Origin of the sequence: Deinococcus arboris (genome assembly GCF_009755355.1) — a bacterium.
Taxonomy (GTDB): domain Bacteria; phylum Deinococcota; class Deinococci; order Deinococcales; family Deinococcaceae; genus Deinococcus; species Deinococcus betulae.
In genome coordinates, this window is record NZ_WQLB01000001.1 from 68,825 (window position 1) to 81,321 (window position 12,497).

9 protein-coding genes are annotated in these 12,497 nt (G+C 68.5%); 5 read left to right on the forward strand and 4 right to left on the reverse strand.

Translation table 11 applies throughout. The features are described 5' to 3' along the window. Positions 1 to 86 precede the first annotated feature (86 nt). Positions 87 to 1,514, reverse strand: a complete 1,428-nt coding sequence (gatB, locus tag GO986_RS00360; RefSeq protein WP_157457251.1) for an Asp-tRNA(Asn)/Glu-tRNA(Gln) amidotransferase subunit GatB — start codon at positions 1,512 to 1,514, stop codon at positions 87 to 89. Positions 1,515 to 1,879: 365 nt separating this feature from the next. Between gatB and GO986_RS00365 the strand changes: the two genes are divergently transcribed. From GO986_RS00365 to GO986_RS00375, 3 genes are all read left to right on the forward strand, one after another. Then, entirely contained in the window at positions 1,880 to 2,044 is a 165-nt protein-coding gene (locus GO986_RS00365; RefSeq protein ID WP_157457252.1) for a hypothetical protein, read from the forward strand. A 138-nt stretch (positions 2,045 to 2,182) separates the two neighbouring features. Next, positions 2,183 to 2,692: a hypothetical protein gene (locus GO986_RS00370; RefSeq protein WP_157457253.1), complete on the forward strand. Its 510-nt coding sequence runs from the start codon at positions 2,183 to 2,185 to the stop codon at positions 2,690 to 2,692. Beyond that, positions 2,689 to 3,624 (forward strand): hypothetical protein, encoded by a 936-nt coding sequence (locus tag GO986_RS00375; protein WP_157457254.1) that lies wholly within the window; start codon positions 2,689 to 2,691, stop codon positions 3,622 to 3,624. Before GO986_RS00370 ends, GO986_RS00375 begins: the two co-directional genes overlap by 4 nt. A gap of 345 nt (positions 3,625 to 3,969) precedes the next feature. On the opposite strand, the gene GO986_RS00380 is transcribed toward GO986_RS00375, so the two are convergent. The 3 genes from GO986_RS00380 to GO986_RS00390 all read right to left on the reverse strand — a co-directional run bounded on the left by GO986_RS00380 (position 3,970) and on the right by GO986_RS00390 (position 9,528). Continuing rightward, complete coding sequence (locus GO986_RS00380) at positions 3,970 to 4,650, reverse strand: hypothetical protein (RefSeq protein ID WP_157457255.1); 681 nt, start codon at positions 4,648 to 4,650, stop codon at positions 3,970 to 3,972. A gap of 78 nt (positions 4,651 to 4,728) precedes the next feature. Beyond that, positions 4,729 to 6,657 carry a hypothetical protein gene (locus GO986_RS00385; RefSeq protein ID WP_157457256.1) on the reverse strand — a complete coding sequence of 643 codons (1,929 nt, stop codon included), beginning with the start codon at positions 6,655 to 6,657 and terminating at the stop codon, positions 4,729 to 4,731. A 606-nt stretch (positions 6,658 to 7,263) separates the two neighbouring features. After that, positions 7,264 to 9,528: a 3'-5' exonuclease gene (locus GO986_RS00390; RefSeq protein ID WP_369409046.1), complete on the reverse strand. Its 2,265-nt coding sequence runs from the start codon at positions 9,526 to 9,528 to the stop codon at positions 7,264 to 7,266. 179 nt (positions 9,529 to 9,707) lie between these two features. Here GO986_RS00390 and GO986_RS00395 point away from each other — a divergent pair, with 179 nt between their 5' ends. Together GO986_RS00395 and GO986_RS00400 are read left to right on the forward strand one after the other, a co-directional pair. Then, positions 9,708 to 11,048: an SWIM zinc finger family protein gene (locus GO986_RS00395; protein WP_157457258.1), complete on the forward strand. Its 1,341-nt coding sequence runs from the start codon at positions 9,708 to 9,710 to the stop codon at positions 11,046 to 11,048. After that, positions 11,045 to 12,487, forward strand: a complete 1,443-nt coding sequence (locus tag GO986_RS00400) for a DUF5691 domain-containing protein (RefSeq protein WP_157457259.1) — start codon at positions 11,045 to 11,047, stop codon at positions 12,485 to 12,487. Before GO986_RS00395 ends, GO986_RS00400 begins: the two co-directional genes overlap by 4 nt. The last annotated feature ends 10 nt before the right edge of the window (positions 12,488 to 12,497 follow it).

Consider the following 12,497-nt stretch of genomic DNA (forward strand, 5'->3'; position numbering starts at 1 on the left):
CTGGACGGGGCGTTCAGCAATCGGGAGGTACCGGGGTAGAGGCGCCCCGTACCCTTGACCCAGTGCGTCTTGCTCCTCAGGCGACGTCATAGCCCCAGCTTGGCCTGCAGGCGCTCACGCACCACCTCGGGCCGGGCCTGACCACCGGTCGCCTTCATCACCGGGCCAAACAGCGCGTTCATGGCCTTGGCGTTGCCAGCCCGGACCTTCTCCACCGTGGCGGGATCGGCCTGCATGGCGGCGTCAATGGCGGCGTCAATGGCGGCGGTGTCGGTCACCACGGCCAGCCCACGCGCCTGCACCAGTTCGGCCGGGTCATGGCCGGCCAGCACCTCGGGCAACAGGTCTTTGGCCACGCGCCCACTGATGGTGCCTTCATCGATCAGGCGCACCAGGGCCGCCAGATGGGCCGGGCGCAGGGCCGACGCCTCCAGCCGCTGCCCCTGGGTGGCCAGCAGCCCCGACACGTCGCCCAGCAGCCAGTTGGCGAGTTTCTGCGGGTCGGCGCCCAGGGGCAGCGCCGCGTCGTAAAAGCGCGACAGATCCACGCTGTGACTCAGGGTGTGGGCGTCACCCGGACGCACGCCCGCGGCCAGGTAGCGCGCCTGTTTCTGGGCGGGCAGTTCAGGCATGCGGGCCTGCACGCGCGCTCTCCACTCGGGGGTGATGTCCAGGGGCGGCAGGTCGGGTTCGGGAAAGTAACGGTAGTCGGCCTCGCCCTCCTTGGTCCGCATGACGAAGGTCTTCTGGCCGCCCTCATCCCAGCCCAGCGTGTCCTGGGTGATGCGCCCGCCAGCCGACAGCACCCGCGTCTGCCGGGCGGTCTCGTACTCGATGGCGCGGGCCACCGAGCGGAACGAGTTAAGGTTCTTGACCTCCACCTTCGTGCCCCAGGGCTCGCCGGGCCGGTGCAGACTGAGGTTCACGTCGCAGCGCATCTTGCCTTCTTCGGGGGCGGCGTCGCTGACGCCCAGGGCCTGCGCGATGGCCTGCACCGCTTCCAGAAAGGCGCGGGCCTGCTCGGCGCCCGTGATGTCGGCCTCGGTGACCATCTCCAGCAGCGAGGACCCCGCGCGGTTGAGGTCCAGCAGCGAGTACGGCGCATAGGTGGGGTGGGTCAGTTTGCCCGCGTCGTCTTCCAGGTGGGCGCGCTTGATGCGGATGCGGCTGACCTCGCCGCCGTCCAGCGTCACGTCCAGGTGGCCATCACGCGCAATGGGGCGGTCGTACTGCGACAGCTGAAAATTCTTGGGGGCGTCCGGGTAAAAGTAGTTCTTGCGGTGAAACTGGGTGGGCCCAGACACGTCGCAGTTCAGGCCCAGGCCAAACATCATGGCCAGTTCCACGGCTTCACGGTTCAGGGTCGGCAGGGTGCCGGGCAGCCCCAGCGTGAAGGGGTCTGTCAGGGTGTTTGGCTCTGCGCCGTGGTAATCCTGCGGGCAGGCACTGAAGATCTTGCTGCGCGTCTTCAGTTGCAGGTGAACCTCAAGGCCAATAACCGCCTGGTACGACATAGGGGGCAGCATAGCGCCGCGCCCGGACCCGCGCCGAAGAAGGCTTCTTCCGGTTGTCTCCACAGGCTCGGCACACCCAGGAGCATCAAGGACTTGCTGGGCACGGCGGTCAGTTTCATCACAGCCTGATAAGACGCTAAATCAGATAACACCCCTGGACCGCGTTCGGCTTAACCCGAAGCAGATTGATATTCGCCTGGGCCGCAGTTGACCTCACCAAAGCTTGCCCATTTCCTGGTCACTGCTTCATCTGTGAGGCATTTGGCCGCTTCCTTCATGCGACTGGCAGAGAACAAGACTACGTCTGGCGCACACTCTTCTCTGTTTGGGTGGCTTTTCCCCCCATCCCATAAAGGAGACTTCGGATGGCGAGATTGATTCCCATTTCAGAGATGGCACGCGACCACAACCTTGACCTGGGGGAGACCTACGACCTCGATGGCCGCGCGGCTTCCGCCATGAACGGCGACAAGGTCGGCACGGTCATAAACGTTATAGATCCCCTCGACGGAAAGCCCGACCGCTGCTGAGACCCTGGGGAGGCGGGTCCTCTGCCCTCCCCCTTAGGAACTGTTTGGTGCCAGCATCTGCGCTCAGCTTGAGCCACCTACGAACAGTCAGGACGTAACCGAGGTTCTGGTTACGGGAGAAGCCACAGGAGGCCCCTCATGAACTTAAAGACAATGGCCGAAGAAGCGAATAAGGCTCTTCACCGCAGCGAATCGCCGGCCGATGGCCTGAGCAATAAGGCCATTAAAGCCCTGGTCAAAGAGCAGGCGGCCCTGGGCACCTTGCTACACAAGCAAAGCAAGGAGATCGCCGCGCTCCGCCACGACGTGCAGCAGTCGCGTCACCGGGGCGGCGGTTTTCCCTGGGGTCTGGTCTTGCTGGCCGGCGGTGCGTACGCAGCCTACCGCCTTAGCCCCGCCGTCCGGGAGCAGATTGACGGGCTGCTGGGTCGGCTGGACCCTGGCGCGGAGGGCAACCTTCACCGTGCGGGCGATGCGGCCAAGGATGCCGTCCACGATGTGGCGCAGGGACGCAACCCTGGTGGCGCGCTCAAGCAAGCGGGTGGCGAACTGCACCGTGCGGCCGAGAAGGCCACTGAGGCCCAGCGTCATCCGGCCGACGAATTGAAAGATGACGTGCTGCGGCAAGTCAAAAGGAGCGACGCATGACCCTGGTGGACCACGGCACCATCCTGACCCGCATCAACTGGACCGGCGTGATTGCTGGTCTGGCCGTCGGCGTCGTGACCCAACTGTCCCTGAGTGCCCTGGGCGTGGCTTTTGGAGCTGCCTATGCCGATACGGCAGGCGGCCTGGCCATCGGGACCATCGCCTGGCTGGCCGTGTCGCTGCTGATTTCCTCCTGGCTGGCGGGGCTGACGGCCGCGCGGGCCGCAGGTTACCTCACGCCCGCCCAGGGCCGGTTCAATGGCCTCATCACGGGCGCGCTGCTGGCCATCCTCACGACGATGTTCCTGAGCAATGCCCTGACCGCTGGTTTCCGGGCTGCCAGCAACATCGTGGGCAGTGCCGCCACGGCGGTCGGCGCGGCCGGCACCGCTGCGGCCAACAGCAACGTCGGCCAGACCGACGCGGTCCAGAATGTGCTGAACGGACTGGATGAGCAGGAAATCGGCCAGATCATCGGGGACAGTGCGCCCGAACTGAGCCAGGAGCAGGCCACCGCCGCGACGCGCGTGGTGAGCGGCATCGTGCAGCGGGCCAGCCGGGACTTAGGCACCAACCTGAACGACATCAGTAACCTGGGCGATTTCGTCAAGAACCGTCTGGACAACATCAGCAGCGCGCTGCAGGGCCAGGACTTCGTGAACCGCCTGCAGCGTCAGGGCCTGAGCCAGCCTGAAGCCCAAGCCACCGCCACTGCGATCAACAAGCGCGCGACCGAAGTGCGACAGCAGGCGGAACAGGCCGCCGCCGCAACGGAGCGTATTGCCCGCAAGACGGCCAACACGGCGGCCTGGGGGTTCCTGCTGGCCCTGGGCGTGATTCTGGGCTTCGCCACGCTGGGCGGCGGCATGGGCTCGGATCTGCCTAAGGGCGGCGCCATGACCACGGGCCGCGATCCTGAAGTGCGCCGCTAAGCCAGTCAGCGTTTTCCAGGGGGCCTGTGCCGTGCACAGGCCCTTGATCTATGCCAAGGGGATGAGCAGCGAGCAGCATATGCCAACGTAGAACAAAGTTGCGCGTATGGTCTGCGTTTCCCAACCAGGTGAGCACGCCCTATGGGGAGCCATAAACAGCCTCGGGCAGATGAATCAGAACAACGCAGCGGAGTCGCTGGCCTAAAGGTGAACAACTCGACTCCTTCAGAGAGATCACAGCCGTAGTCGTTCGGATCAGCTCCCCTGTAGATAATTCTCAAAACTTTGCCTGTCTGTGGTCTCCCCTAGCTCCTGCCCCCCCTTCCAAAAGACCCAACTGCCCGGTCAAGAACAGGCAGTCCCCCTTGACCAGTCAAGGGTCAGGGCCGCGCGGTAGCCCGTGATGGCCGGTGGCCTGCCCGCCTCGGTGTAATCGGCCCTGACCGGTACGGTGGCCTCCAGGGTGACGCACACCGGACCAGAAGCGGTCTGCCAGACGGCCCGCTGCCCAGGACGCAGGGGGCGAACCGCCTGCCCTGAGGCTCCTCCCTGAGCGGACGCCACCGTCACCACCTGGGCCTCAACGCTTCTCAGGACCAGGGGCGTGCCGGGCAGGGCGTCCAGCGCCGCTACGCCGGTCAGGAGGGTCAGGACTGGAGAGGACGCTCCAGACCGGCGAAAAGTTAGCTGAGTCAGCACGCTGTCTGGACGCGGCTCCATCTTCACCTCCACCAGCAGGCCTTGCAGGGCCGCCGCCGACAGGTGGGCCGGCCAGTGCTGCACCCGCAGGGGCACCCCCAGCCCGGCCAGCACAAACCGGGTTTCCTCGGCCTGGCGCGTCACGCGGACCACCCGCCGGGCCACCGTGCCAGCGACGATGGGATTCAGGACCGCTGGGCTGGGCGCGGCGGTGACCGGGGCAGACACGGCTGGAGGCACGCGGGCCGGCCCGCCTCCCTGGGCCTGCACCAGCCCCAGCACAAGTGGCAGCGTGAGCAGCAGGCGGTGCGCGGTAGTCATGGACACAGCATTCCTCCTTTGCCTGAACGGCAGCTGACAGCGGCGGCCCCGGCGCCCAGGCCAGAGCCGCCGCCACGCCGGGCTTCAGCGCAGGTCGCGCAGGTCAGCCAGCAGTTCGGGAGTGGGGCGGGGCTCCACCGACGCCTGCTGACGGTCGCTCTGGAAGGCGTCGAACAGCGGCACGGCGTCGTCATGGTCGTCGTGGGCGTGTTCTTCCTGGCTGGGGGCGTTCAGGCGGGTCACGCCGGGGTTGTTGCCGCCCCAGTAGCGGGTGAAGCTCAGGTTCAGGTTGCCCCAGTCGTCGTGGTCGCGCAGGTAGGTGGTGTAGGCGGGGGCCGGGCGGCCCGCATTGTCGGTGTCGAAGGTCACATCGGCCTTCACGGGGGCGTCGTCAATCACGCCGTTCAGGTTCCAGTCGATATTGAAGTTGCCCCGGCCCAGGCCGGCCCGCTCGTTCAGGGCGTTTTCGTTGAACACAGCCCCCGACCCATCCGAATAGTCCAGGCGGAAGGCCGACGAGCAGGGGCCGTTGTCAATGTCACAGCGGCCAAACAGCCCGAACCGCTGGCGGGCGTCGCGGCTGAGGTTGTACTGCCAGTGCTGCTCGGCGCCCTGCGCGGCAGGATTCAGCGGCAGGCCGTTTAACTGGTAGGCGTAATTCATGATGCTGAGGTAATTGGGCTTGAAGTTGGGGCCGTCTTCAAAACCGCCGTGGCGCAGGCCCAGGTTATGGCCCAGTTCGTGCATCAGGGTGCTGGCCTGAATGTTGACCAGGGCGTTGCGGCGGTTGCTGGTCAGGTCATCCAGACCCCAGCCGCCCAGGCTGACCACCAGGTCGTTGCCACTGATTTCAGCCACGCCGCTGCTGCCGGCCAGCCCATCGGCCTGACGGCTGCTGGCAAACAGCAGGTAATGAAAGACGTTGCGGCGCAGCGGACTCTGGGCCGTGGCCTTGAGGGTATAGAGGTCGGCGCACCCGCCCGCCACCTGGGCCTCGCTGGGAAACAGGTCCACGCAGGCCTTGAACGGCACCGCGTTGCCGCCACCCAGGTTGTACTTGGCCCCGAACAGCGACCCCGTATCGAAATGCACCGCGATGCCGCGCGCCGCGAAAGCCGCTACCACCTTGTCCAGCGCTTCCTGCCGGGGCGTGGTGGCCGCGTCCTGGGAGGGCATGTGGTCCAGTTCGATAAACAGGTCGCGCACACCGGCCCGCGCCCCCAGGGCGTACACGTCCAGGGCGCCGTAGCGGGCGCCCTCGGCCTCGGCGGTGTCGGGAAGACCGTCCAGGTCCAGGTCGGCGGCGTACTGAGGCACATTGTTTGGGCCAAAAGGCGTCAGCCACAGGTTAGGGGTCCAGTCGGCGGCCGAATTGGTGTCCGCCAGGGTCAGGTTGCGGCTCAGGGCGCGCCCATGGCGCTCTTCGCCCGCAGGCATGGCCTCGGCATTGGGGCCGGTCCAGGCCGCAGCAGTCAGAGGCTCAGCGTCCGCCTCGCCAAAGCGGATGAAATCCACGGTGGCGCCCGCGCGGGTCAGTTCGGCAAAACCGCTCTGGTACCAGTTGGGAATCCAGTCGCCGTCGTGAACGTAAATCTGCTTGGCCTCTGGCCGGATGTTGTTCTGAAACGAGGGCAGGCCCTGACCGCCAATCATCAGGTACTCGCCGGGCGCCACTGTGACATCTGGCAGCGGGTAGCTGCGGGGCGTGAATTCGTCGTTGTAGGGGGCCACGCGCTGACTGCTGTAGGCCCGCAGAGCGTAGTCCTTGAGGCTAATCGGCTGCGCCGTCCCGTTGTAAACCTCGACCCAGGCGGCCGAATCGCTAAACCAGCTGGTGCTGAGCTCACTGATCCGCAGGTCAGAGGTCCGCACGCTGGGCCCGGAAGGCACTGGGGGATTAGAAGGCACAGGGGGCGGCGTGGGCACCGGCTCGGGTGGGGTCACCGGGGTCGGCTGGCAAGCGGCCAGCAGCAGGATCAGGGTCAGGGGCAACAGGGTGCGGCGAGCAGACATAAGACTCCTTGAAACAGGGCAAGGCGTGACACGCAGAAGTAGCGTGCTGGATGGGCTGAAAGGACTGTGGATTCAGACTACGAAGCGGGACCGCGCGGCGGGTCAGGGCGTCCAAAGGGCTTGGACGCCGGAAGGAGAAGACAGCATCAGCCAGAGCGGGCGACCTTCGGCCCTGAGGGCTGTGCGCTGGACGACCTGCCTACGGAATGGCCATGCTCCGGCGGCAGACGGCCACAGGCTCTGAAAGACCTTGTAGAGCGGCAAAGCCAAGCGGACATCCCCAAGGTCGGCTAGAGAAGGCCACTGGTCTGCCCTGCTACCAGGGAGTCTCTTAACAGCCCTTCAGCTGCATTACCAGCGCCAAGCTGCGCTCACAGGCCTGCCGCTGAACACCAAGGCCCAGCCACTCAGGAATAGGCCCGCAGCGGGTCTCAAGGCAGCCTCAACAGTTGGTAAGACTCAGAACCCATCACGGCTTCCCGGCGAGTGGCGTGGGGCTTTGCGACAGGCCGGTGGGATGAGCAGTGAGTTTCAGAAGGTTGGCCCTAACGGTCATGCTGCGCCACCTTTCAGAGAAGTCCCCTGGCGCGGCGCCGAAACTCCTGCTCAGGTCACGTGCCAGACGGGCTGCATGGTTTCCAGGGGGCGGTCAAACAGCCCAGGCTGCGCGGCGGGGCCAAAGACCTGCCGGAAATCCTCGGGCCGCAGGCCCTTGCGCAGGCGCGAGGCATAGCCAGTGACCAGCGCCGCCGCGTAGTGCTTCGCGTCGTAGTCCTGGCCGTCTGGGTTGACATCCAGAGGCGTCAGGCCACCCCCGGCGCGGTGGTAGAGGGCGGTGCGTTCGCCCGGCTGCCAGGTGCGGCCCAGGGCGTGCAGCGCCTCGTAGGCGGCTTCCTTGCGCGCCGCGCGGGTGGCCGCATAGTCGTGCGGCGCCTTGGTCAGGCGCACCCGGCTGGCCACATCGGCGTTGGTCCACTGCCGGGTGTCCAGGGCGTGAATGGCCTGGAGATACGCAGCCCGAACCCCTGGCACGTCGCCAGAGAGCAGGCAGCGCAGCGCCTGACGCAAAAAGGCCCGGCCGTACCCCTCCGTGCGGCTGGACTCGAAGGCGGCGCCGCAGAGGGTGAGGGTGCCGTCATAGCGCAGCAGGGCGTAATTCTTGATTTCGTGGCTGAGCATGGCCTGCGACCGGCCGTCAAATTCCAGCGAGATGCCGCCGGGCAGCAGGGCGTCCACCTCGGCAATCAGGCGGCGTTCCTGGGCCTCGGTCCAGACCGCGGGGGCGGCGAAAAAGACGCCGTCTGTATCGGCCTCGATCAGGGTGACGCCCCGGTCCTCCAGGGCCTGCACCACCCCTTCGAGCAAGGCGCGCCCTCTGGCCGTAATGCGGTCGGCGGCTGCCTGATCGCCAAACAGGGCCAGGCGCCCAGCCCCCAGATAGCCGTAGCCGGAATTGACGACCAGTTTCATGGCGGTCTGAATGGCCTCGTGTTCGCCGGGCTCGCCGCGCTGCGCCGCCGCCTTGTGGTGCAGCCGCCGGTCGGTCAGGTGGTCCATGAGGTGCAGGAAAGCGCCCAGCGGGTCACACGCCGGGCCAATACGGTCATGGCGGATGATGCTGGGGTACATGCTCGCCACGTCGGCCTTGACCACGTGCCTCAGGACCCCCTCGGCATACAGCCGGACGGTGCCGCCCTGGTGCGGCGAGGTGGCCCGCACGGGTTCAGCGGGCAGGGCGCGGCCCGCCTGAAGGTAGGCGCGAATCAGCATGGGTTCCAGCATTCCGGTGGCGGTGCCCGCATACGGCAGGCGGTGGTAGGGCCGGGGCGCCATCTGGGCCAGGGCAAAGGAGGGGGCCAGCACCCGGCGGGCCAGAGCAGCGACCTCCTCAACGTCTTGCAGGGCGTAGCGGCGCACCCGCTCGGGGTCGGTCTGGTACGTCTGGGCAATCTGGGCGCCCTCCAGATACACCCGGTCAGGCGGCGCGATGCCCAGGTGCTGCGCCACCGCCTTGAGGCCCATGCTGGGCAGGTCCAGGCGGCGAACGGCGTCCAGAGTATCCACGAGTTCCCGGCCCGCGCAGGCCCAGTGGGGCGAGGTGCGGCCGTCTGCCACCCGCCACAGGCCACCGGGACCACCCGCCCGGCTGAAATTGATGCTCAGGCCATGAACCTCGGCGCGCCCCAGCAGATAGGGCAGGTCAAAGCGCATGAGGTTGTGGTTCTCGATCACATCCGGGTCACGGGTCTGAATCGTCGCCACGAGAGCCTGAATCAGAGCGGCCTCGTCGTCGGGCCGGGGCGCTTCGAGCACCTGCTGAAAGCCCCGGTTGTCCCGCACCGCCACCATGAAGATTCGGCCCGTCTCGGGGCGCAGGCTGGTGGTTTCCAGGTCCAGTTGCAGGCGGTGCAGGTCGTCAAAGACCAGCCCCTTGAAAAAGGTGCGCCCGGAGGCCATCAGGTACTGCTCAGTCGGCTGGGCGCTGACATAGCCAGAGAGGTCGTGCAGGCTGGTGACCCGCCGTCCCAGCCGGCGCCCAGCCCCGGCCAGCACCGCCTGGCGCAGCGCCCGTCCGTCGGTGGCGGTCAGCAGATACCGCAGGCTGCCGGCTGGCCCCGGCAGTGGCCGCACGCTGAAGGGCGCCGCCTCGTCCCCCTCCACCAGCCGGGCCCCGAGATGGGCCACATCCTCAAGGTCCCGCGCGTACAGCCACGGGCGAAAGCGGGCGCGTTCCAGCGTGACCTGCCCCTGCTGGCCACCTTCACGGCGCCAGACCAGCGCCCGCCCGGACAGGTCGGCGTGAACCGACACGATGCCTGGCGTCGGGTCAGTGCCAAACACCAGGGGGTCAGCGGCGGGGGCGGCACACACGCCCCTGATGATGCGCGCCCCAGGCGGCCTGTGACCAGCTGCGGCGGCCTGCCCACCCCTGACACTTGCCCAGTGTGCTATGCGTGAGGCCGGGGCCCGGCCAGCGTACGCCGCCCTTGCACCCCAAGCGTTCATCTGTTACATTTACGCTCTAAACGTAATTAACAAGGAGTTTACGCATGTCTTCCCCTCTTGACCACCTGACGACCCCGGACGTACTGGCGCTGGCCCCCGACAGCAGCAGCGCCAGCGCGGCCCAGAAGCTCGCCCGACCCGCCGGGTGGCCCACGCTGGCCCGTGACGGGGGCGTGCTGTGGGGCGAATGCCAGGGCAGCGGCGCCCATCCCTACCGCGTAGGTGTGGACGCCCGCAGCGCCGACATCGTGAGCAAATGCAGCTGCCCCAGCCGCAAGTTTCCCTGCAAGCACGCCCTGGGGCTGCTGCTGCTGCACGCGGCCGGCACCGGCACCTGGACCAGTGCCCCAGCGCCGGCCGACCTGGCCCGGTGGCTGGAAGGCCGCGTGGCGCGCGCCGAGAAGGCAGAGGCGGCCCCTGATGAGGCGCCCGCCGACCCGGCCGCGCAGGCCAAGGCCCGCGCCAAAGCCCAGGCGGCCCGTGACCGCAAACGCTCGGCTGGCCTGGAAGACCTGGAACTGTGGCTGGGTGACCTGGTGCGCGAGGGCCTTCAGGCCGCCCGCGCCCGGCCTTACAGCGACTGGGACCGCCAGGCGGCGCGGCTGGTGGACGCCCAGCTGGCCGGCGCCGCCCGGCTGATCCGGCAGATTCCCGACCTGCTGCACGACGAGACCGCCGCCGCCCTGACCGCCCACCTGGGCAAAGTGTGGCTGCTCACGCAGGGCTGGCGCGTGCGCGACACCCTGCCGCCCGCTGAATGCGCTGACCTGCTGACGGCGCTGGGCACGCCGCTGGACCGCGCCGGCCTGCCGCCGGCCGCGCCGCAGCGCTGGCAGGCCCTGGGGGCCGTGCAGGAGGAAGAGGGCAAACTGACGGTGCGCCGCACCTGGCTGCTGGGCGCAGGGCAGGAGCTGGCCCTGCTGCTGGATTTTGCGCCCACGGGACAGGCGCTGCCCGCGCCGCTGCTGCCAGGGCAGGCCTTTACGGCGGCGGTGGCCTACGCGCCCTCGGCCCACGCCCAGCGCGCGGTGCTTCAGGGCGACACAGTCATTCAAGGTGATGCAGAGCCGGGCAGCGCGCCGCTGCCCCTGCCAGGCCGCTCGCTGGCCGACATGCAGGCCGACTACGCGGCGGCCCTGGCCCTGAATCCGTGGCTGGAGCGCACCGGCGCGGTGGTCGGGCCGGCGTACCTCACCCTTGACCCGCCGCAGCTGTGTGACGCGGCGGGCCACGCGGTGCCCCTGAGTGCGCGGCTGGACACAGACGACCTCTGGACCCTGCTGGCCCAGGCCGAGACGCAGCTCCAGACGTATTTTGGCGAGTGGGACGGGCAGACCTTCCTGCCGGTGGGCCGCGCCGCGCCCGCAAGCGGGGTGACCGCATGACCCTGCCTGACCTGGCCGCCGTCGCCGCGCGCGGCACCAGCCGGGCCGAACTGCCGGCCCCCACCGGCGCGCTGGCCCCTGCCCTGAGCCGCGTGCCCGGTGACACCCCCGAAGCCCAGCTGCTGGGGCGCGCGGCCCTGCTGGGCCTACATGCCCGCGCCGGGGCGCCCCTGCTGGCGGCCGCCGCGCCGCCGCCCACCACCCTGCCGGCCCCAGCGCGGCCACTGCCCCCCGCCCTGGCGGCCCTGCTACCAGGGCTGGTGAGCGCTGACACGGCGCTGGCGGTGCAGGCGCTGGGAGACGTGGCGGCGCGCGGCTGGACCCTGAATGCTGTGCAGGTGCTGACCCTGCACCGCCAGGAAGCCGACCTGACCCCCGCCCTGTGGCGACTGGCCGACGCGCGGGCGCAGGCCACCCTGGACACCCACCCCCTGCACACAGCGGCGCAAAAGGCCGAGGCCGCCGCCGCCTGGACCGCGCAGCTGGACGCCCTGGCCGGGGAACGTCAGCGCGACCCCGTGCAGGCGGCGGCCACCCTGCAGACCCTCTGGGCCGAGCAAGCCGCTGACCGCCGCAAGGAGCTGCTGGCGCTAGTTCGCCGCGACCTGCGCCCCGAGGACCGCCCGCTGCTGGACACTGCGGCGCGTGACCGCTCGCCGGAGATTCAGAAAGGGGCGCGGCAACTGCTGGGCCACCTGCCGGGGCCACTTCAGGCCGAGGTGCTGGCCCTGCTGCCGCAGGCGGTCAAGGTGAGCGGCCTGCTGAAAAAGAAGATCACCTTTGCGGCCTTTGACCTTCCGGCCGCGCTGGGGAAACCGCGCGCCGGCCAGTACGACGACAGCGACCTGCACCGCTTGCTGGGCGCGCTGCCCACACCCCTGATCCTGAAGACGCTGCGGGTGAGCTGGGAGGAGCTACAAAAGGCCGTGAAAGCCGCCCACTGGTCGCTGCTTCAGGAACTGGAGGAACCGCCCCAACCCATCCCCACGCCCCCCAACCCCGACGTGGCCCGCGCCCGGCTGAGGGACCTGGCCGGACAGCCAAAAGTGTCGGCGGACAAGCTGTTGGAAGCCGTGCAGGCGCTAGGCACCAGCCTGGAGACCGAAGCCCCTGCCCTGCAAACTGCCCTGGCCAGCCGCACGCTGGACCTGCTGGGCCGGGAGGGCCTGACCTGGCAGGCGCGAGACCTGACCACCCGCCTGCGCCGCACCCTCTCACCCGACCTGACGGTGCCCCCGCCTGAGCCGCTGCCCTTTCAGTTGCCGCCCATGCCCAAGAAGCTCCCCAGCTGGCAGACCCCCGCCGACTGGGAAGACAGCCAGCGCCAGACCCACGCCCACCAGCAGCAGGCCGCCTTACAGACCTGGCGTGAATTGATGGGCGCCCTGCGCCTGCGCCGCGAGTGGCGTGACGCGCTGTCCGCCCGGAACGACCTCTAATCCTTCAAGG

Coding starts and splice junctions, on each gene's coding strand:
- GO986_RS00375 (WP_157457254.1), top strand. CDS start 2,689: ATGACCCTGGTGGACCACGGCACCATCCTGACCCGCATCAACTGGACC.
- GO986_RS00400 (WP_157457259.1), top strand. CDS start 11,045: ATGACCCTGCCTGACCTGGCCGCCGTCGCCGCGCGCGGCACCAGCCGG.
- gatB (WP_157457251.1), bottom strand. CDS start 1,514: ATGTCGTACCAGGCGGTTATTGGCCTTGAGGTTCACCTGCAACTGAAG.
- GO986_RS00385 (WP_157457256.1), bottom strand. CDS start 6,657: ATGTCTGCTCGCCGCACCCTGTTGCCCCTGACCCTGATCCTGCTGCTG.
- GO986_RS00395 (WP_157457258.1), top strand. CDS start 9,708: ATGTCTTCCCCTCTTGACCACCTGACGACCCCGGACGTACTGGCGCTG.
- GO986_RS00365 (WP_157457252.1), top strand. CDS start 1,880: ATGGCGAGATTGATTCCCATTTCAGAGATGGCACGCGACCACAACCTT.
- GO986_RS00370 (WP_157457253.1), top strand. CDS start 2,183: ATGAACTTAAAGACAATGGCCGAAGAAGCGAATAAGGCTCTTCACCGC.